Annotated in this window: 12 protein-coding genes, 1 rRNA gene and 1 pseudogene; 10 read left to right on the top strand and 4 right to left on the bottom strand. The window is 58.9% G+C overall.

Features of this window, described 5'->3' with window-relative positions:
• Positions 1-4,633, top strand: a pseudogene (locus tag L8I05_RS29290) (LapA family giant adhesin); the annotation flags it as partial.
• A 153-nt stretch (positions 4,634-4,786) separates the two neighbouring features.
• Positions 4,787-5,125 (top strand): tryptophan synthase subunit beta, encoded by a 339-nt coding sequence (locus L8I05_RS29285; protein WP_177019218.1) that lies wholly within the window; start codon positions 4,787-4,789, stop codon positions 5,123-5,125.
• Between the two features lie 152 nt (positions 5,126-5,277).
• Here L8I05_RS29285 and lapD read toward each other — a convergent pair whose 3' ends face one another.
• Together lapD and lapG are read right to left on the bottom strand one after the other, a co-directional pair.
• On the bottom strand, positions 5,278-7,224 hold the full coding sequence (gene lapD / locus L8I05_RS29280; protein WP_242176657.1) for a cyclic di-GMP receptor LapD: 1,947 nt from the start codon (positions 7,222-7,224) through the stop codon (positions 5,278-5,280).
• A 14-nt stretch (positions 7,225-7,238) separates the two neighbouring features.
• Positions 7,239-7,931 (bottom strand): cysteine protease LapG, encoded by a 693-nt coding sequence (lapG, locus tag L8I05_RS29275; protein WP_347341239.1) that lies wholly within the window; start codon positions 7,929-7,931, stop codon positions 7,239-7,241.
• 250 nt (positions 7,932-8,181) lie between these two features.
• Here lapG and L8I05_RS29270 point away from each other — a divergent pair, with 250 nt between their 5' ends.
• The 5 genes from L8I05_RS29270 to L8I05_RS29250 all read left to right on the top strand — a co-directional run bounded on the left by L8I05_RS29270 (position 8,182) and on the right by L8I05_RS29250 (position 14,803).
• On the top strand, positions 8,182-8,892 hold the full coding sequence (locus tag L8I05_RS29270) for a GntR family transcriptional regulator (RefSeq protein ID WP_159953555.1): 711 nt from the start codon (positions 8,182-8,184) through the stop codon (positions 8,890-8,892).
• Positions 8,893-9,249: 357 nt separating this feature from the next.
• Entirely contained in the window at positions 9,250-10,008 is a 759-nt protein-coding gene (locus L8I05_RS29265) for a DUF3050 domain-containing protein (RefSeq protein WP_242176649.1), read from the top strand.
• On the top strand, positions 10,005-10,952 hold the full coding sequence (locus tag L8I05_RS29260; RefSeq protein WP_242176647.1) for a diiron oxygenase: 948 nt from the start codon (positions 10,005-10,007) through the stop codon (positions 10,950-10,952). Before L8I05_RS29265 ends, L8I05_RS29260 begins: the two co-directional genes overlap by 4 nt.
• Positions 10,949-14,326 (top strand): amino acid adenylation domain-containing protein, encoded by a 3,378-nt coding sequence (locus L8I05_RS29255; protein WP_242176644.1) that lies wholly within the window; start codon positions 10,949-10,951, stop codon positions 14,324-14,326. Before L8I05_RS29260 ends, L8I05_RS29255 begins: the two co-directional genes overlap by 4 nt.
• 18 nt (positions 14,327-14,344) lie before the next feature.
• Entirely contained in the window at positions 14,345-14,803 is a 459-nt protein-coding gene (locus L8I05_RS29250) for an SRPBCC family protein (RefSeq protein ID WP_242176643.1), read from the top strand.
• Positions 14,804-14,842: 39 nt separating this feature from the next.
• Here the strand turns inward: L8I05_RS29250 and L8I05_RS29245 are convergent, their stop codons facing one another.
• The gene (locus tag L8I05_RS29245; protein ID WP_159953550.1) at positions 14,843-16,723 is read right to left on the bottom strand and encodes a methyl-accepting chemotaxis protein; all 1,881 of its coding nucleotides are present in this window, start codon (positions 16,721-16,723) and stop codon (positions 14,843-14,845) included.
• A gap of 282 nt (positions 16,724-17,005) precedes the next feature.
• On the opposite strand from L8I05_RS29245, the gene L8I05_RS29240 reads away from it, so the two are divergent.
• The 3 genes from L8I05_RS29240 (at position 17,006) to L8I05_RS29230 (ending at position 21,091) form a co-directional block, all read left to right on the top strand.
• Positions 17,006-17,521 (top strand): sigma-70 family RNA polymerase sigma factor, encoded by a 516-nt coding sequence (locus tag L8I05_RS29240; protein ID WP_242176642.1) that lies wholly within the window; start codon positions 17,006-17,008, stop codon positions 17,519-17,521.
• The gene (locus tag L8I05_RS29235) at positions 17,521-18,501 is read left to right on the top strand and encodes a FecR family protein (RefSeq protein WP_242176641.1); all 981 of its coding nucleotides are present in this window, start codon (positions 17,521-17,523) and stop codon (positions 18,499-18,501) included. Before L8I05_RS29240 ends, L8I05_RS29235 begins: the two co-directional genes overlap by 1 nt.
• 94 nt (positions 18,502-18,595) lie before the next feature.
• Complete coding sequence (locus tag L8I05_RS29230) at positions 18,596-21,091, top strand: TonB-dependent siderophore receptor (protein WP_242176640.1); 2,496 nt, start codon at positions 18,596-18,598, stop codon at positions 21,089-21,091.
• A 190-nt stretch (positions 21,092-21,281) separates the two neighbouring features.
• On the opposite strand, the gene rrf is transcribed toward L8I05_RS29230, so the two are convergent.
• Positions 21,282-21,397, bottom strand: a 5S ribosomal RNA gene (gene rrf, locus L8I05_RS29225).
• Positions 21,398-21,459 lie beyond the last annotated feature (62 nt).

Here is a 21,459-nt window from a genome sequence, read left to right as displayed (position 1 = left end):
CGACTCGATCGACAACACCACGGTTTCCCTGACTGCCGACAAAGCATCTGTGGTTGAAGGCGGCGACATCACCTACACCGCGACCTTGACCAACAAGGCGCAAACCGACGTCACCGTCACGCTTTCGAATGGCCAGACGATCACCATCAAGGCTGGCGACTCCGCAGGCTCGACGGTTTTCCACACCCCGGCCAACGACGTCTACAACAACGGTTCGACCGTCAGCACTACGATCGCCAAAACTGTCGGCGGTAACTTCGAGAACTTGGTTACCGATCCAAAAGCAGCGGTCACCACGATCACCGACTCGATCGACAACACCACGGTTTCGTTGACTGCTGATAAAGCATCTGTGGTTGAAGGCGGTGACATCACTTACACCGCGACCCTGACCAACAAGGCGCAAACCGACGTCACCGTTACGTTGAGCAATGGTCAGACGATCACCATCAAAGCCGGTGAATCTGTGGGCTCCACGGTTTTCCATACCCCAGCTAACGATGTTTACAACAACAGTTCGACCGTCAGCACCACCATTGCCAAAACTGCAGGCGGTAACTTCGAGAACCTGGTTACCGACCCGAAAGCAGCCGTCACCACGATCACCGACTCGATCGACAACACCACCGTTTCCCTGACTGCTGACAAGGCTTCGGTCGTTGAAGGCGGCGATATCACTTACACCGCGACCCTGACCAACAAGGCGCAAACCGACGTCACCGTAACGCTGAGCAACGGCCAAACCATCACCATCAAAGCCGGCGACTCCGCAGGCTCCACGGTTTTCCACACCCCGGCCAACGACGTCTACAACAACAGTTCCACCGTCAGCACCACCATCGCGAAAACTGCAGGCGGTAACTTCGAGAACCTGGTCACCGATCCAAAAGCGGCGGTCACCACGATCACCGACTCGATCGACACCACCACCGTCAATATCACCGGCGATGCTTCCGTGACGGAAGGCGGCACGGCGCATTACACCCTGACGTTGAGCAACCCGGCGCAAACCGATGTGACGGTGACGCTCAAGTACAGTGGCACCGCCACCGATGGTTCGGATTTCACCGGTGTGTACACCGTGAAGATCCCGGCTGGCGCCAGCAGCGCGGCGTTTGATATCCGCACGATTGACGACAAGATCACCGAGTCGACGGAAAGCATTGTCATCACGATCGACAAGACCACCGGTGGCAACTTCGAGAACCTGGCGATCGGCAAAGGCAGCGTCACCACCAACATCATCGACAACGATGCGCCGCCGGTCATCGACCTGGATGCCAACAATTCCAGCGGCGCCACCGGTGCCGACTACAAGGTGACCTTCACCGAAGGCACCAGCGGCCCGGGCGTGTCGATTGCCGACACGGATATCAAGATCACCGACCCGGACAGCACGATGCTGACCGGCGCGACGATCACCCTGACCAATGCGCAGGCCGGTGATGCCCTGAACCTGGGCAACAGCGTGAATGGCATCATCGTCAACACCAACAACCAGACGGGCACCATCACCCTGACGTTGTCGGGCAGCGCGACGCTGGCTGATTACATGCAGCGCATCCAGAACATCACGTTCACCAACAACAGCCACGACCCAAGCACCACGCCGCGGACCATTACCGTGACCGTGACCGACGGCGGCAATTACTCCAACGTCGCTACCACCACGGTCAACGTGGTGGCGGTCAACGATGCGCCAGTGGCAACCGGCAGCGCCGTGACCGGCACCGAAGACACGCCGCTGGCCCTGACCTGGGCTAACTTCGGCGTGACCGACGTGGACTCGCCGCAAAGCAGCCTGGGCGTGAAAATCACTGACCTGCCGGTGGCCGGCAAGCTGCAATACCTCGCAGCAGATGGCACCACCTGGACCAACGTGACCGCTGGCCAAACCTTCACCAAAGCCCAGATCGACGGCGGCCAGTTGCGCTTCATGCCTAACGCCAACGAATCCGGCACCAATGGTTATGGCGGCACCGGCATCGGCAACCAGCAGGCGGATTACGCGCAGTTCAAGTTCCAGCCAACAGATGGCAAGGACCTGGGCACCAGCGCCACGGTGAAAGTCGATATCACGCCGATAGCCGACGCACCGACCCTGAATGTGGCCGACAACAGCGTCAACTCGATCGGCTTGCTCAAGCAAAGCTGGAACACGGTTGCCGGCATCGGCACCAACGGCAACGGCGCTGCCCCGGCTGATCTGAAAAATGCCATTGATAACGCCGGCACGCCGAACAGCAGCGGCATCGTGACCAATGTCGAGTCCACCGCCAACGTCGCGGCAGGCAGTGGTTCAAAGATCTCCGGCCTGATCTACATGGAAGCCGGCAAGTCCTACACCTTCAGCGGCACCGGCGATGACAGCCTGGTGATCAACGTCGGCGGTAAAGACGTGGCCAGCGCGCAGTGGGGCACCAACAGCGGCAAGTTCAGCGGCTCGATCACCCCGACGGTGAGCGGCTATTACAGCATCGAGATCTACCACGCCAACCAATCCGGCCCTGGCAGTTATGACGTCAACCTGTCGGTCAACGGCGCCCCGGCCACAGACCTGAGCACCAGCGGCGTGCCGCTGTACACCGGCATCACCGACCTGACCAACGCCGGCGTGACCGTGTCCGACCTGCATGGCAGCAACGGTGATGGTTACTACGTGGGCTACAAGCTCAACGAAGGCCAGGAAAACGGCACCGTGAAGCTGTCCAAGGTGACCACCGCGCTGACCGACACCGACGGCTCGGAAACCCTGAGCGTGAAGATCAGTGGCGTACCGGCAGGCTCGGTGCTCACCGACGCGTCCGGGCACACCTTTACCGCGACTAAAGCCGTGGGCGAAGTCAACGTCACCGGTTGGGACTTGAGCACCCTGACCATCAAGCCGCCGACCTACTACAGCGGCCAGTTCAACCTGACTGTGACCTCGACCTCTACCGAAAGCCTCGGCGGTTCGGCCATCACCACCGCGCAATTGCCGGTCACGGTGTACCCGGCCACCTACAGCGCAATCACGGGCAGCTCCGGCAGCGACGCCATCACCGGCACCGATGGCAACGACATCGTCGTAGCCGATATCGGCGGCCTGAACGTGGTGCAAGGCAAGAACTACAACATCGCGTTCATGGTGGACAGTTCCGGCAGCATGAGCACCGCGTCGATCAACGCGGCCAAGGCTTCGCTGACCTCTGTGTTCAACTCGCTCAAAGACAGCCTGGGCGCGAACACATCGGGCACCGTGAACATCTTCCTGGCGGACTTCGATACCCAGGTGAACAAGTCGGTAGCGATCAACCTCAACGATCCAAACGCCCTGACCTTGCTCAAGGCCGTGCTGGACTCGATGGTGTCGGGCGGCGGCACCAACTATGAAGACGTGTTCAAGACCACGGCCAACTTCTTCCAGAGCGGCCTGGCCACCGGCAACACCGGTGCCACCAACTTGACCTACTTCATCACCGACGGCCAGCCGACCTACTACCAGAGCGGCGAGCAGACCAACCCGACGATTTACAACGTCAAGCTCGACGATTTGGTGACCACGTCCAACTACACGCTGGGCAATACGTTCAGCAAGTACCTGGATAACACCCACTACTTCAGCATCGACTCCTCGGGTGCGGCTCAATTGCAAACCTTGAATGGCTCGCGCTGGGTCGTCACCAACCTGGGCACCCTTCACGCCCAAGGTGACGGCACCTACGAGCTGTCCAACCTGAACGGTACGGGCTACAGCACCGACGCGGCGACGCTGAGCAACGCGAAAAGCGCCTTTGCGCTGCTGGGCGGGTTGTCGCAAGTGGAAGCCATCGGTATCAACGGTGACGTCAGCCTCAATGACCTCAAGCCGTACGACAGCGATGGCAAGCCGCAAAGCAACATCGACCCGAATGACCTGGCCAACGCCATCCTCGGCCACACCGAAGCGACGCTGCCAGGTTCCGACACCATCAGCGGTGGCGACGGCAACGACATCATCTTCGGCGACCTGGTGAGCTTCAGCGGCATCACCGGTGAGGGTTACAACGCACTGCAGGCCTTTGTGGCACAGAAAACCGGTGTGGCCGTCTCGGCGGTGACCACCTCCAACGTGCACCAGTACGTCACCGAGCACTATGCCGACTTCGATGTGTCCGGTGCCAAAGACGGCAACGACACACTGTTGGGCGGCGCGGGTGATGACATCCTGTTCGGCCAGGGTGGCAACGACTACCTGGACGGCGGCAAAGGCAATGACATCCTGCTGGGCGGCACCGGTAACGACACGTTGATCGGCGGGCCGGGCAACGACATCCTGATCGGTGGTTCGGGTGCCGACACCTTCGTGTGGAAGGCCGGTGACCTGGGCAACGATGTGATCAAGGACTTCAAGGCCTCGGAAGGTGACCGGATTGATCTTAAGGATCTGTTGAAAGGTGAGACGGACAGCACCATCGACAACTACCTCAAGATCACCACGGTAGACGGCGTGTCGACTCTGCAAATCAGCAGTGAAGGCAAGCTCAACACCGCTGGCGGCCTGGCCAACGCGGATGTGACGATCAAGCTGGAAGGCAACGATTGGTCCCACACCAGCATCAACTCGCTGATCAGCGGTGCCGACCCGACCATCAAGATCGATCACACCGCCTAAGACGCGCTGGATCGGCCGCCCACTCGGGCGGCCGATTTTTTTTGGCTGATGCGTGACTGGCCCTGGCGGGCGGTTGCATCGCATACTCGCGGCCATAAACACACCATTGACCTATGCTGGTGAAGGCGTGTGGTTCATTTTCGAGGGTTTCTTATGTTTTACGTGCAACGTGATGCACAGGGTGTATTGAGTCGCGTGGAGGCCGCCGCCTTTGCCGAGTCAACCGAAACCCTGCCGGCCGATCACCATGAGATCCAGGCCTGGTATGCCAACGAAGTGGTGGAAACCAGCCTGGCGCAGCTCAAGCAAAGTGACCTGGAAATGATCCGGGTGCTGGATGACTTGATCCAGGTGCTGACCCGCAAGGGAGTGATCAGCGTGACGGACCTGCCGCCAGCCGCCCAAGCCAAACTGATGGACCGTACCCATGCGCGGGAAGCGTTGGGCGGGTTGAGTCACCTGATCAATGATGAAGAGACTGGGTTGATCTGATTCAGGTAGGCAAACCGAATCTGAATCTGGGCAGGCTTGTGTGGGAGCTGGCTTGCCTGCGATGCAAGCACCTCGGTGTATCAGGCAGACCGAGGTGATGCTATCGCAGGCAAGCCAGCTCCCACACAAGCGAGTGCCCCGTTAGAGTTGGATTATTTCCAGGGCGCGGGCTCGCCAAATAGCTGCCCTTGCACACCAAATAGCCCCATCTCGCGAATCACCTTCAGCTCCCCTTCGGTTTCCACGCGCTCGGCAATCAACGGCAAATCGATGCTGTGCGCCGCGCGCTGGATCGCCTCGATAAACAGGCGCTTGTCGGTTTCCTGATCGATGGCCCGGATGTAACTGCCGTCGATCTTCAGGTACGCCAGGCCCAGGCGCGCCAGGTTGCCGATCATGCTGAAGCGCCCCCCGAAACGCTGCAGGCTCAGGGAGAAGCCCAGCTCACGCAGGCGTTGAGTCAACTGTTCCAGCAAGGCTTGCTCAGGCAATTGTTCTTCGCCGATTTCCAGGGTCAGGCGCGGGCCCAGGTTGCTGTGCTGGCGCAGCAAGTCGAAAATCCGGTTCAACGCTTGGGCGTCCTGCAACGTGGCAGCCGAGAGGTTCAGCGCCAGGCTATGGCTGTGGCTGGTCATTTGCTTGAGCACTTGCTCCAGCATCAGGCGGTCCAGGCGTGACGTCCAGCCAAAGCGCTCAAGCCACGGCAGGAAACGCCCGGCCGGGATTGTGTGGCCGTCGTCATCCTGCAAGCGCGACAGCACTTTGTAATGCAAGACCAACTGCGGGTCCTGGCTGGCGACGACCGGCTGGAAGTACAGCTGGAAGCGCTGCTGGGTCAGGGCCTGGTCCAGCAAGGTGTGCCAGGCATGATGATCGTCGCCGACGCTGGCGGCGGCACTGTGGTCGAGACACACCCAGCTGGTGTCGCCCTGCCCTTCGGCCTGGGCCAGGGCCTGGTCCGCCAAGGTCAGCAGGGCCTGAGGGGAATCGCCATGGCTGAAGGGCGCCAGGCCGATATAGGCGACCGGCGTGACGTCACTGGCGCCGGTGGCCTGCAGGCTGAGCAAGGTGCTTTCAAGGTTCTGCGCCAATTGCAGCGCTTCTTCGCGCACCAGCCCCGGCGCCAGCACCGCGAATTCACCCCCGCGGATGCGGGTGACGAGATTATGGGTTTCCGGGTAGGGCTCGCATTGACGCAGCAGCTGTTCGCCGACTGCTTTGAGTAACTGGTCGGTACGCTGGCCACCCAGCCGCTGGTTGAGACCGGCCAGGTCCTTGACCCGCAACAGCAGCAGGTAGCCGGAGTTGGTGTCTTCCGGGTTACTGACGCGGGCGTTGAGCTGCATCTCGAAGTAACGACGGTTAGCGAGGCCGGTGAGGTTGTCCTGGTAGGACTCGGTGCGCAGTTTTTCACTGCGCTCGGCCTGCTCCTGGAACAGCGCCTTGAGCTTTTCCACCATCTGGTTCATGGCCTGCACCACGCGGCGCAGTTCCGGCGTGCGTGGCAGGTCGGGCACACTGAGAAACTCACGACGGGCGATGGCGTGGGACTGCTTAACCATGTAGTCCAACGGTTTCAGTTGCCGACGCAGCAGCAGCGCGCCAAGCACGGCACTGACCGCACCGCACAGCAACAGCCAACCGAGGCTGCCCAGGGCGCTCTGCCAGAGCTTGGCCAGGGCAAACATCGGGTGGCTGACCACTTCCACACGCGCCGCCTGCTCCCAGCCACGGTTGACCAGCGCATCGCCACCGGCCGGCTCTAGGCCGATCATCTTCACGAACCAGTTGGGCACACCGTTGTTATCGGGGATGCCGCTGCGCTCAACAATGGTTTTGTCAGTCGCCAGGTCTACCACGCGGATGCTGGCGTAATAGCCGCTGTCGAAGATCGAGCTGACCAGCAATTCCACCATGGCCGGGTCGTCGATATTCGGTGTCAGCGACAACGCCAGCGCCGTCGCCGCGTCCTGTGCATGCGAGCGCAGCTGGTTGACGTATTGCGTGCGCGAGCTTTCCAGGCTGACCATGAAGCTGCCGCTGAAGGCGACCACCAGGAACAGACAGATTGCGATCAATAGTTGTTTGAACAGAGACATCCGATCAGTTACTCCTAGTTGGCAGGCTCGGCCGGGAAGCCTTCCGCACGCATTTTTCTCAACACATCCTGCCAGCGCGACAAGCGTTTGGTGTCACCGACTTTCTTGTTGCCCTTGGCACCGGGCAAGTACAAGCCTTCGGCGTTGAATGAGTACACCGGTATCAGGTCGGTACGCCGCGTCGCCGGCAGGATTTCGTCCATCAGGCTGTCGAGCACCAACGGGATGGCGTCCGGTGTCGAATAATAAGTCAGGACCATGTGCGCGCGATTCTGACGCAAGGCCTTGACGTAGGTAATGCGCAATTTGTCGCTGGAGACCCCCAGGTGACGCAAACTGAAATACTTGGCGATCGCGTAGTCCTCACAGTCGCCGGCACCTTTCCAGAGTGCTTCGATGGGCGTCTCCCAGTAGTCGACCACGTGCCAGAGATCGATGTCTTCCACGTAGGTCATCTGCTTGTTGAAAAACAGGTTCACGACCTTGAGCTGCTCTTGCTCGCCGACCTGCTTTTGGGTTGCCAGCAAGCGCTGCCAATCATCGATACGCCGCTGGCCTTCCCCTAGCGGCCCATACAAGGCGGTGGCCTTGCGGCTGATCTGAGAGAAATCCCAATCGGCATGCAGCCCGCCAAGCATCAGGCCGGCCAACAAAATCGCTGAAAACAGCCAGCTGAAAATTCGAGAGGGAATAAAACTTACCGCCAAGGCGTTCAGTCCATGAAGAGAGACGGAATTTCAAAGGATGGTGATGCTTCGAACCGTAAAAAACAATGGCACAGTGCAATCATTCATAAAGGGGCCGAGTTTATAACCGTCCTCTGTGGGATGCACAAAGTAAGGCCTGTAAGCCCTTACAATCAGAAACTTTGGCTGTTTGACAAGCACGCAGCCCGTCTCTAGTGTGCATTGGATCCAATTAAACACACCCAATTCAAGAAAGGAGGATAGCGTAACCGTGACGCAGAAGCCGAACCCTTTAAGCAGCATTAAAATCAGCGGGCCTATTCCCGCTCATCTTGCGCGCGCCGTTATTGAAGAAACGTTGCGCAATGCGATTCTCGATGGCCGATTGCCCTGTGGCACTGCAATGCGCCAGCAGGAGCTGGCCAGCCTGTTCGGTGTCAGCCGCATGCCCGTGCGCGAAGCGTTGCGCCAGCTGGAAGCGCAATCCTTGCTGCATGTGGTGACACACAAGGGCGCCGTGGTTGCACCGTTGATAGAGGACAATTCGGCAGAAACCTATGCCCTGCGCATGCTGTTGGAATCCGAAGCGTTGCGCTTGTCGACACCGTTGCTCACCGATGCCGACATCGCTGAGGCTGATGCCTATATCAATGCACTGGAGCAGGAGAAAGACTATTCCGAAATCGGCCGCCTCAACCGCCTGTTCCACATGGTGCTCTATGGCAAGGCGCCTAACCAGCGGCTGCTCAAGCTGGTTGAACACGGCTTGAATGAGGAGGAGCGTTTTCTACGCTTCAACCTTGAGGCGATGGGTTTGGGCGAAACGTCCCAGGAAGATCACCGCGAGTTACTGAGCCTGGTAGCGCAGAAGAAAGTCGACGAAAGCATCCTGACGCTGCGCAATCACCTGATGCGGGGCATGGAGGTGATCACCACCTACCTCAACGGCCTTGAAGCGGCCGCAAAGAAAGAGGCCCAGTAAGGTTTACCGCACGCTTCTTCCATCTCTCTAAGATGTGGGGCTTCTTTGCTATAGGGAAGAGCTCCACGACGCGTCGTTATAGGGGACTGCTCATTACAAGGAAACTTCTAACAGTTAACCGGGCAACTTGCTCACAACAAAATATTTCTCGAAAAAACATCTAACATATTCGCAAGTTCATCAAAACGTTTAATACGATTATTATCTCTCGCCACAAAAACCACTTCATACGGCAGCATAACCCTACGCCCCGTTAGCACAGTGCGCATGACGCGGCTAAACGCCATTATTTTTTATAATCAAGTTACAAACCCCTTACTGCTTACAGCGCAGTCGCAACAACTATAGGCGTCAACCATGCACCAACACTTACTTGAACAAAAAAAACTGCAGTTGTGCAGCCATCCATTATTTGTAGAAATAACTTCACTTAACAAGTTACAACTTTTTATGGAGCACCACGTATTTGCCGTCTGGGATTTCATGACCCTGACCAAACGCTTGCAACAAGACCTGACCTGCACGCAATTACCCTGGCTGCCACCCACTGACCCGCAAGCCGCACGCCTCATCAATGAAATCGTGCTCGGCGAAGAATCCGACGAGCATCCGAAAGGTGGCCATTGCAGCCACTTCGAACTGTATCTGGAGGCGATGGCAGAGGTAGGCGCCGACACGACCGCCGTCCAGCGCTTCATCGAACTGCAGCGCCAGAGCGTGCCGGCAAGTGCAGCCCTGCAGATGATTGATGTGCCGCCGAGCGTGGCCTGCTTTGTCGACAGCACGTTGCAGGTCGCACTGAATGCGCCCACACACTGCGTGGCGGCGGCCTTCCTGCATGGTCGCGAGAGTGTAGTTGCGCCGATGTTCGAACGCATTCTGCACGGCAACGCATGCATTGAGCGCCAGGCGCCAACCCTGTCTCACTACCTCAGCCGTCACATCGAACTGGATTCACAAGACCATGAGCCGGCAGCACAACAGTTACTCCAACGCCTGATCGGCACAGACCCTGCCCGCCAACGCCAGGCCGACGAAATGGCACTGGTCGCCGTACAAAGCCGCCTCAGTTTGTGGGACACCGTGCGTGTCTCGCTGAATGAGGTGCAGCCATGAGCGCCGCCAACTACCGCTCCTTTGCCGAGGACTGGGAACGCCGCGCAACGGTCCGCACGCGGCCTCGGCGGTTACTGGAACATGACGACAGATTGATCTATCCCTTGTGCCGCCAGCCCCTGGCGCTGAGCGCGGCTTTTCTCGAACATTGCCCGCAGTGGCGGGACTTCGTGCTGGTGCAAAGTTTCTACAAGTTCATCAACGACGTGGTGATCTTCGAAACCGAGATCGTCGGCAAGACCGCCCGCAGCATTGCCAGGAATCGCTTCTCGCTGCCCTTCCCGTTTGCTTGCCGCGTGGACGCGATGGCCGTCGTGGTGGATGAGGACTACCACGCGCTGGTCGCGATGGATTTCCTGCAACAGGCCGTGGACATGACCGGCATACACCCCATCGACCTGCCTGGGCAAATCGAACTGAGCCATGCCCTGCCGGCAGCGCAGGCCCTGGCACCGCCGCGCTTGCGCGATGCCGTGGCGTTGATTGGTGTGGCCATCGCCGAGAACACGGTCACCCATGACGTCGCCGCGTTTTCCAAGGACGACAGCATCAAGCCTTCTGTTCGTGGCTTGATGGCTGATCACTTGTTTGATGAAGGGCGCCATGCACAGTTCTGGACCCAACTGGTGCGCCTCTATTGGCAAGCGGCAAGCCCGGCGGACCGCGACAGCATCGCTGAGACCCTGCCGACCTTTTTGACGCATTACCTGACCAACGAACTGCAGAAAGGCTTCGATCTACAGCTGATCGAACACTTGGACGTCAGCGGCGACGTCCGCCACGCACTGCGTGATGAAGTGGCCGCGCTGGACTTTCCTATCACCCGTCATCACCCGTTGCTTGGCAACATCCTGGGGTTCCTGCACCACAGCAGCCTGCTGCAAACGCCGAGCGTTGCCCAGGCCCTGAGCCACTACCTGCCCGAATCGGGGAGGCCGGCATGAGGCGCTTGAAGATTGGATGGAATGGCACCAGCACTGCACTGCAAGCGCTCAGGCAAACGCTGGAGCAGTACGGACACGTCAGCGCAACAGACTCATTTGACGTCGTGATTGAAGACGGTAGCCAACCGCCGCTCACACCGACCGGCGATACCCAATGGTTAAGCCTGCGCGTGGGGATCGGCCCGGTGTCCGAATATGGGCTGCCCAGGCTGCAGCTACGCTGCTATGACCAGGACAGGCGCGTTCTGGCGACACAGGACGTGGACGAGGAGCCCAGCGGCAACGGCCAGCCATTGCGCCGACGTGCAACAGACGCACTGGTGGAATGGGCTGCCTCGCTGGTCAGCGGGTTCTCCAGGGATGCGGGCCTTTTCACCGTCACCGCCCTCGCGAACAGTTGGCCAGAGCAAGGTCTGCAAGGGCTGGACGCATTGGCATTCATGCATCGTTTCAATCGCACTGCGCAGCCGGCGCTATTGCTGGCAGCCCAGGTGCCCGTCATCGAACGGTTACACGCCAGCCTGCACAGCTTCGCCGAACGCCCGGCGCTGACTATCTCGGGCAGTGTGGTGACGTACCGGCAATTACAGTCTCGGGCCGTGTCGATCCAGCAGCATCTGCGCCCACGGCTGGATGCCATTGAAGCGCCAGTGGTGATCGGCGTTTGCATGGACAAGTCCATCGAGTTGTACGCCAGCATTCTCGCGGTGCTGAGTTGCGGCGCGGTGTACCTGCCATTGGCACCGGATCATCCGACACAGCGCCAGCAGGCGATGCTGGAAGGCGCCAAGGCCAGCGTGTTGCTGGATGATGGGCGGCACCCGCTGCGCGACCAGTTCGTCAGCCTGGATGTCAGTAACCTCGACCCGGCGCACGCCGATACCCCGCAGCCCCTTACGCACTATCGCCCCGACGCCGAGGCGCCCTGCATCGCGCTTTTCACTTCGGGCACCACCGGCCAGCCCAAAGGCGTGCTGCTCAGCCAGGGCAACCTTGCACATTTCACCGCCTGGCTTGGTGACCGTATGGCACTGGATGAACACAGCCGTGTGCTGCAATTTTCGCCACTGAGTTTCGACTCATCGCTGATCGATATCTTCCCGGCCCTGGTAGCCGGTGCCGAGTTGATCGTGCCAAGCCAGGAACAACGGCACGACCCCCAGCAGTTGGTCGACCTGATTCGTCAGCGGCGCATCAGCCATGCGTTTCTGCCGCCAGCGCTGCTGAGCATCCTGCCGCTGGATCAGCCACTGGGCTTGACCCATCTGCTGACGGGTGGCGATACCTGCGAGCCGTGCGTGATCGAACGATTGGCGAGCCAGTGCCACTTTCACAATCTGTACGGCCCTACTGAAGCCACGGTGCTGGTGACCCACCGGACGTTTCAACCGGGAGACAGCAATCGCAACCTCGGGCGCCCTATTGCCAACAGCCAGGTGCTGATCCTCGACGAGCACCTGCAACCGGTGGATGAACAGGTGACGGGCGAACTGTACATCGTCGGCCCCGGCGTAAGCCTGGGGTATGTGAACGCGCCGCAGCAGGCGGACAACCCGTTCGTTGAACTGAGACTGCCCACTGGCCAGACGTTGCGGGCTTACCGCAGTGGTGACCTGGCGAAATGGACGCCAGACGGTATCGAGTTGGGTGGCCGACGCGATGACCAGGTGAAGATCCGTGGTTTTCGGGTGGCCCCACTGGAAATCGAACAGTGCCTGCGCACTAGCCGATTGTTTCGCCAAGTGGCCGTGGTGATCGATGCTCATCGCAGGATTTTCAGCTTCGTTGCCCAGCCCGAACCGGGCGCCACGCTGGCAGGCTTGAAACAACATGCGCAGCAGTGGTTACCGACCTATATGCACCCCGAGGTGTGGACTGAGTTACCCACTCTGCCGCACACCCGTCACGGCAAGATCGACCGCCAGGCATTGCTGGCGACACCGATGCGCACGGTTGCACACACCGTCGGCGGTCGCGCGCAAACGCCTCTGCAAACACGCCTGGTGGCGCTGTGGAGCGAGTTGCTGGATGTGCCTGGCGATGACGTTTGCATTGACGAGAGTTTTTTCAACCTCGGCGGCCACTCCATCCTGCTGTCGACCCTGTTGCTACGTGTGCGCGAAGCGTTTGGTCGCAGCCTCTCCTTGAGCCGATTCTTTGAAGCCCCGACGATTCGTACGCTCGCCGTTCTGTTGGAAGACGGTGCTCTTCCCAATGCACTGTCGGGCCAGGTGGAGCTGGATGCGTCACAACCGCTGACAGTAGAACCACTGCACGCGGAACGCGCAGGCGACCCACGCAAAGTCATCGTCACCGGCGCCAACAGTTTTGTCGGCGTGCATCTGGTCGAAGCGTTGTTGGCAGGCGGCGCGCAGGAAGTGGCCTGCCTGGTACGGGAGCAGCCGGGGCATTGCGCTGCGGCACGGTTTGCCGAGGCATTACGCGAGTATCGCCTGGAGCATATGGACCTGAGCCGCGTGCACGTCTACGCCGCCGATATCAGCCAGCCACGACTGGGCCTGGCCTGCGATGTGTATGAGCACCTCGCCCGCACACATGGCGTGTTGGTGCACAACGCTGCGTGGGTCAACCATGTGATGGACTACGCCTCACTTGCCAGGGACAACGTCGAACCGGTACTGGAGTGCCTGCGCCTGTGTGAAACCCATTGCAAGAAAGTCTTTAACTACGTCTCGACACTCTCGGCCTGCAGTCATATTGACGCCCAGGGGTACATTCTCGAAACGCACGCGGTGGAGTCGTTGCCGCTGTATCTCAAGAATGGCTACAACCTTTCCAAATGGGTCGCCGAACGACTGCTGGGGCGTGCTGCCGAGCAAGGTGCCTGGGTGAACATCTATCGCCCGGGAAACATCGCGTTCAACAGCCGTAACGGCGTCTGCCAGCCGCACAACAACCGCCTGATGATGATGCTCAAAGGGTCGTTGCAGTTGGGCCTGGCGCCGCGCCTGGAGGTGAACTTCGACTTGATGCCGGTGGACTTCTTTGCGCGCTTCGTTGCGTTCCACTGCGGCCAGTGGGCTGCCGGGCGAAACGTCTTCAACCTGCACAACCCACAACCGTTGAGTTGGGAACATTACCTTGATGCGTTCAGCCAAGCGGGCCACCGCTTCGAACGGGTGAGCATTGCGCGCTGGCAAAGCGCGCTACGCACGGTGGGTCGCGAAAACGCGCTGTTTGGCGTGCTGGGTTTTTACCTGAATGACCTGGCAGAAGACATCAGCGACGTGTCGATGATTTGTCACGACAACGCACGCCAGGGTGTGGACGCGATGGGCGAGCACTACCCAAAAAAGGACCCGGCGCTGCTACGCAAGGGCTGCGACCACCTCAAGGCCATTGGCTTTATCTAACCCCGTCAGGACATGCTTATGAAACCGCTGCAACCCGATACATTGATCCGCAACCCTGGCGGCGCACCGTTGGTGGCGTCTGTGGAAGTCCCGTGCGAGGCCGCTCGCCTGTGGCGTGTGGTGGGCAACTTTGCAGGCTTTGATGCCTTTATTCCCGCGCTGTCGCACATCCAAATGACGGGGACGGGTGTAGGTGCGTTACGCACGAAGTTTTTCCACGATGGTCATTGCGTTGTCGAGCAACTCAACAGCCACGACGACGAGGCCATGTATATGACGTGGACCACGCTCTACAACACGTTGGGCGTCGCGCAGTTGTGGGCCGCAATGCGTGTTGAAGGGCTTGGTGAGGACCGCTCCAGGGCGACCTGGACGCTCATTGGCGAACCGCTGGAAATGCCGCCGGCAGCGTTTGAAGAGTTTGTGCAGGATTTCGCCGACAGCGCACTGGAGAATGTGCGCCAGATGCTCAGCTGATCAGCAGGAGCGAGAGGCCTCGCTCCTGCACAAACAGGGTCAGATTTTGAAGCTGTCGACCAACTGCTTCAATCGGCTGGCCTGCTGGGACAGTGCGTCGCAGTCCTTGAGCGTTTCGTTGAGGTTGGCCACGCCCTGCTGGTTCAGCAGGTTGATCTGGTTGATGTCGACGTTGAGGGTTTCCACCACGGCGGTCTGCTCCTCGGTGGCGGCAGCGACCGATTGGTTCATGCCGTCGATCTCGACGATGCGTTGCGTCACGCTGACCAGGCGCTCACCGGCCTGGTTAGCCACTTCAACGCTTTCTTCGCTGGAGGTCTGGCTGGCGTTCATGGTGGTCACCGCTTCACGCGAACCCACTTGCAGCGAAGTGATCATCTTATGGATCTCTTCGGCAGACTCCTGAGTACGGTGCGCCAGGTTACGCACTTCATCGGCAACCACGGCAAAACCACGCCCGGCTTCCCCGGCACGAGCAGCTTCAATGGCGGCGTTAAGTGCCAGCAAGTTGGTTTGCTGGGAGATGCCTTTGATCACATCAAGGATGTGGCCGATGTTGTCGGTGCTGGCGTTCAGCGTTTCGATCTGGGTGCAGGACAGGCTGATTTTTTGCGACAGCTCCGACATCGCCAGGATGGTTTGCTCGACGACCTTGCGCCCGTCGTCTGCCTGTTCGCTGGCACCACTGGCGTGCTGCGAAGCATCGGCCGCGTTGCGCGCGATTTCCTGGGTGGCGGCGCCCAGTTCGTTGATTGCCGCCGCCACGCTGTTGGTGCGCGCACTTTGTTCGTCCGAGCCGATGATCGAGGCATTGGACGACGCCATCACGCGTTGGGACAGGTCGTGCACCTGACGCGTCGCCGAAGACACCTCGGAGATGGACGCGTGGATACGCTCGACGAACTGGTTGAAGGCACTGCCAACTTCGCCAAATTCGTCTTTGCTGGTCACGTCCAGGCGCCGAGTCAAATCACCCTCGCCCTGGGCAATGTCCTGCATGGCAATGCCCATGGTGGTCAGCGGGCGCAGCAGTACTTGAATCAACAGGCTCAAGAGCACGGCAATGGCGACGACCGCGATCAACATGGCGATCAATGCCGAAGTACGGAATTTGCCCAGCGGTGCGTAGGCTTTATCTTTGTCGATTGACAGACCGATATACCAATCGGCACCTGGCAAACCGCTGATTGGCGTGAACGAGAGGATACGGTCCTGGCCATTGAGGACAACATCCTGGCTGACCTTCTCGATACGCAGGTTTGTGCCTGGGTAGATGTCCTTAAGGTTTTTCATCACCTGGTCCTGGTCAGGACTGACGATGACCTGGCCATCGGCGCTGACCAGAAAGGCATGGCCGATGCCGCCGAAGTCCACCGAGTTGATGATCTTCACCAAGGTCTGCAGGCTCAGGTCACCGCCCACTACGCCCAGCAGCTCACCGTTCTTTTTGACTGGTAGAGCGATGGTGACGATCTGACCGCCCACGGCAGCCATGTAAGGCGGGGTGAGCATGGTTTTGTCGGCGGCCACGGCTTGCTTGTACCAAGGACGCTGACGTGGGTCATAACCGTCGGGCATTTTGGCGTCAGGGCGCTGGGTGAACACACCGTTGGTTTGACCGACGTAGGTGAACTGGAAGTTCGAGGTGAACGCAGGTTGATCAACCAGGCCCGGAAGGTCGGCACCACTGCCCTGATGCGCGACGTTTTGCGCCAGGCTTTCGAGGACCAGGATGCGACCACTGAGCCAGTTCTGCACACTGCTGGCCGTGAGTTCACCCGATTGCTGGATGGACGATTCCAGGTTTTGCTTGATGGTGCTGCGCTGCAGGTAGTCGTTGTAGAGCGTGAATAACGCGAATGCGAGAACCACGACGCCTGACGCGGCCAACAGAATTTTATGACTGAACTTGAGATTCATTTCATCGACTTCTTTTGCCAAAGGGGGATGAGCGTGCCGAGTGGAACATTCCATGTAACGGGATAGGCGGACTCTCTTGGACCGCTCTATTTCGGTGCACGCATGGCTCATCAGGCTTTCGGCCACACCAAGAGAAATCTTAGAAATTTGTGAGAAGCATCCTCATTTTGCGTGGGAAACCGACCAACGGTGCAGGCGCTGCGAGGAGAGATTGCAAAATCTTTCAGGCTTTCAGACAATGCGACTAATTATCATTTGTGACGTCTGGCCGGGCCTGTGTGAATGCCATCTACTGAGTACATTGCGTGTGAACGTGTGGTGCAGACGCTTTACTGCACCCATCACAATTGGCTCAACACGTGGCTGCGCAGCCGGCTGGGCAATGCCGCCGATGCAGCGGACTTGGCGCAAGACACCTTTGTGCGTTTGCTGCAAAAGACCGAGAGGTTTGAACTCAAGGCGCCCCGGGCGTTCTTGCGCACCATCGCCCGGGGTTTGGTGATTGATCATTGGCGCCGTGAAGAAATCCAACGCGCTTACCTGGAGTCCATCGCCCACCTGCCGGAAGCGTTGGCACCCAGCACCGAAGCACGTGCGTTGGTGCTGGAACTTCTGGAGGCAATCGCCCGCCTTTTAGACGGATTGAAGCCGAAGGTGCGTAAGGCGTTTCTACTGGCTCAGTGCGATGGGCTGACGTACAAGCAGATCGCGCAGCAGATGGGCGTGTCGGTTCGCTCTGTGGAACGCTACATCGCTGAGGCGCTGTATCACTGTTACGTGCTGCGTTATGAGACTTGATGCCTGTGGGTAACGCCGCGCGTTCCGGACCCGATGCCCAAGTGGTCAAGCAAGCCATCAGCTGGGCCCTGCGCCTGCGTAACAACCGTGCCAATGTGCGCCTGCATGCGCAATGCGAGCATTGGCGCGAGGCGCATGTTGACCATGAGTTGGCCTGGCAACGAGTACAGGCGCTGCAGCAGGAGTTGAACAGCCAATTGTCTGCGATTCCGGGGGCCCATGTGGCCCTGGAAAATGTTGCACACGGCTTGGGTCGGCGGCAGGCGCTGAAGATGTTGTCCGGTGTAGTGCTGGTGGGCTCTGCAGTGTGGGTCAGTCGGGACCTGACCGGCTGGCAGCGCTGGACATCCGACCTCGCGACAGCCACTGGCGAGCGGCGCAGTGTGCAATTGCCGGATGGTACTCGCCTGCAACTCAATACCGACAGTGCAGTGGACCTGGACTTCAGTGCGCAGCAACGCCTCATCACGCTTGTGCGTGGGGAGATCCTGGTGACTTGCGGCGCGAGTTTGTCAGCACCCTTGCTGGTCCAAACTCGGCATGGATTGCTCGAAGGCATGGACGGGCGCTTCAGCGTGCGCCAAGACAGCGATTGCACACGCTTGAGCGTGGTCAGCGGCAATGTGGCCATTCATTCACCGCATTCGGCGGATGGGTTCTCGACTCAAGCCCACGCGGGGGAAAACTATCTCGTAAACCAGACGCATGCCACGCCGGCCCCGCCTTTGGATATGGATGTTGGGGCGTGGACCGATGGGCTGATCGTGACGCGTGGTATGCGCCTGGCCGACTTTCTGTTGGAGGTGGGGCGTTACCGCCATGGCTACCTGGGTTGTTCGGCGGATGTTGCCGGCTTGCGGCTGTCGGGAGTTTTTCGGCTGGAGGACACCGACAAGTTGCTGGCGATCCTGCCGCAGACGCTACCTGTTCGCGTGCGTTATCGCACACGTTGGTGGGTGAGCCTGGAGCGCTCGGCCTGACTTTTTATGAAGGTTTTTGGCGGTTTTTTTCCGTGAGTCCGGCTTAGACAGTAAGCGTTTCCATCTGCCTTACCGGCCTCAACGGACCTTGATCATGACTGCGCGTTTTCTCAGTAACTCACCAGACTCTTCCTACCCTCTTTTAGCCAAAGCCATACGTGCCGCGTTGTTGTCGACGGCAATGGGCATGGGGGCTGTTTCGACTGTGGCCATGGCGGCGCAGACGGCCAGCGCGCAGGTGAGTCCGCGTTATGACATTCCAGCCGGCTCGCTGAGCGAGGTGCTCAATCAGTTCGCCCGGCAGGCGGGCATAACCCTTTCCAGCACGCCTGCGCAGACTCAGGGCCGACAATCGCCTGGGCTGCACGGCGAGTATTCAGCCGAACAGGGGTTGAACCATGTGCTCGCCGGCTCCGGGTTGCAGGCTGATTCGCAGGACGGCTTCAGTTTTGTTCTACAGGCTCAGCCGCAAAGCAGCACGCTGACATTGCCCACCACCGATATCAAAGGCTTCGCGCTGGGGAATGCCTTGGGCAGCATGGAAGGCTACAACGCTACACATAGCCAGATCGCAACCAAGACCAGCACCGCCCTGCTGGAAACGTCGCAAACCGTCTCCGTGGTGACCCGTGAACAGATGGACGACCAGGGCTCCCAAACTGTTGCACAGGCCATGCGCTACACACCTGGCGTGCTGACCAACCCGTATGGCGCGACCCATCGTTATGACTACGTAGCCATGCGCGGTTTCAATGATGGCTCTGTGGATAACATCTACCTTGATGGGTTGAAGTCCATGGGCGACAGCGGCACTTACAGCACGATGCAGGTGGACCCCTACTTTCTTGAACGCGTGGACATCCTGAAAGGGCCATCGTCTGTGCTGTATGGGCGCAGCTCACCCGGCGGCCTGGTTGCACTGACCAGCAAAAAGCCGTTGTTCGAGCCTTATCATCAGGTTCAAGCGACAGTGGGCAATCGCGGGCAACAGGGCATGGGTTTGGACTTCAGCGGCCCGGTGGACGAAGACAAGCGCATCGCCTATCGCCTCACTGGCTTGGCGGACAAGTCTGATACGCAGTTTGACCACGCTAAGGAAAAGCGCTTCGCACTGGCACCGACGCTCAGCATCGACTTTACCGAGGACACCTCGCTGACGCTCCAGGCGTATCTACAGCATGATCCCGACGGTGGTTACCACGGTGGCATGCCGGCGGACGGCGCATTGCATCAGCGTAATGGTCAGCGGATCTCCAGCCACTTTTTCGAAGGCGAGCCCGGCGTCGATGGTTACAAACGTGATCAGCAGTCGTTTGGTTATCAGTTCGAGCATCGCTTCAACGATGTGTTTACTGCGCGGCAGAACTTCCGTTACCTCGACTCCAAGGTGAAGTTGGATCAGGTGTATGCCTATGGCTGGACCACACCGACCAGTAATGAGCTAAATCGCTACTATTCGGGCGGCGATGAGAAGCTGCACGCGTTCATCATCGACAACATGCTGCAGGCGGAGTTTTTTACTGGGGCGACCAAGCACACTGTTCTGACGGGGGCCGATTATCAGCGGCGTAAAACGGTGGTGGATTGGTCCAGCGGGTCGCTGCAACCGATCAACGCGTTCAACCCTGTTTACGGCAATTCAGCGATCAGCTATTACGAACCAACCAGCTACCTGCGTCGCCTTGAACAGACGGGTGTGTATCTGCAAGACCTGATCGAAATGGATAAATGGCGGTTTTCCCTTGGGCTTCGCCAGGATTGGGTAGAGACGTCCGATGAAAACCGTATTGCAGAGGCGGGTCGGCCGCTGGGCACGGAGATCTCTGACAAACGTACCAAGCTGACGGGTCGAGCGGGTGCGCTGTATCTGTTTGATAACGGCTTGGCACCTTACGTCAGCTATTCAGAGTCCTTCAACCCGAACTCCTATTCAGACAGCGCGGGTAATCCACTGGCACCTACCAATGGGACACAGTGGGAGGCAGGCTTGAAGTATCAGCCGCCGGGGACCGACAACTTGTTTACAGCATCCTGGTTTCGTATCGACCAGGAAAACCTGGCGACCAAGCTGCCACAGGAGAACTTCTATCGGGCTGTAGGTGCTGTCCGCTCGCAAGGCCTGGAGCTGGAAGCGCATCTGCAACTGACCGATAACTTGAAGCTCTTAGGCAGCTATACCTTTACCGACATCAAGTATTCCAAGTCGATGGTGAGCACGTTGAGCTCTGCCGACAATTTGATCGAGAACAAGGGTAATTCTCCGACTCAGGCGCCTCGTCATATGGCGTCGATGTGGGCGGACTACAAATTTGCTAGCGGAGCCTTGGATGGCTTGCGGCTTGGGGGCGGGGTTCGCTATGTAGGGTACAGCTGGGCAGATGCTGAGAACACAATGAAGGTGCCGGCCTATACCTTGTTTGATGCGTCAGTCGGGTATGACCTGGGCAAAGTAGGGTTGAAGGGCGTGGATGTGCGGTTGAATGCCAATAACCTGACCAATGAGACTTATGTAGCCTCCTGTGCCAGCCTGAATTTCTGCTACCTGGGAGAAGAGCGTAATGTCAGCGCGACGGTAAGCTATCAGTTCTGATCTGCTGATAGTGTTGAGAGGCCAGCGTCTGACTTCAGGCGCTGGCTTTTTTTGGCCAGTTTCAGGGTGAGTCTGATGCTAAGGGCTTGGAAGGGACTCTGACTGTTTTCAGTATCAGGTATTTATAGTCACTCGCCCTAAAACGACAAAACCCCTGTCTGCGTAAGCAGACAGGGGTTTCGGAATTCAATCTTGACGATGACCTACTCTCACATGGGGAAACCCCACACTACCATCGGCGATGCATCGTTTCACTGCTGAGTTCGGGATGGGATCAGGTGGTTCCAATGCTCTATGGTCGTCAAGAAATTCTGTGTACCAGACCGTTGCGCTAGCAACGTCCCAGTGAAATTCATGGACTTCTACAT

The sequence above is a fragment of the Pseudomonas sp. MONT-RG-20F-20-E-7-02 genome (assembly GCF_022662395.1).
Taxonomy (GTDB): Bacteria; Pseudomonadota; Gammaproteobacteria; order Pseudomonadales; family Pseudomonadaceae; genus Aquipseudomonas.
The sequence above is the reverse complement of the archived record's forward strand: the minus strand, read 5'-3'. Positions and strand labels throughout refer to the sequence as shown.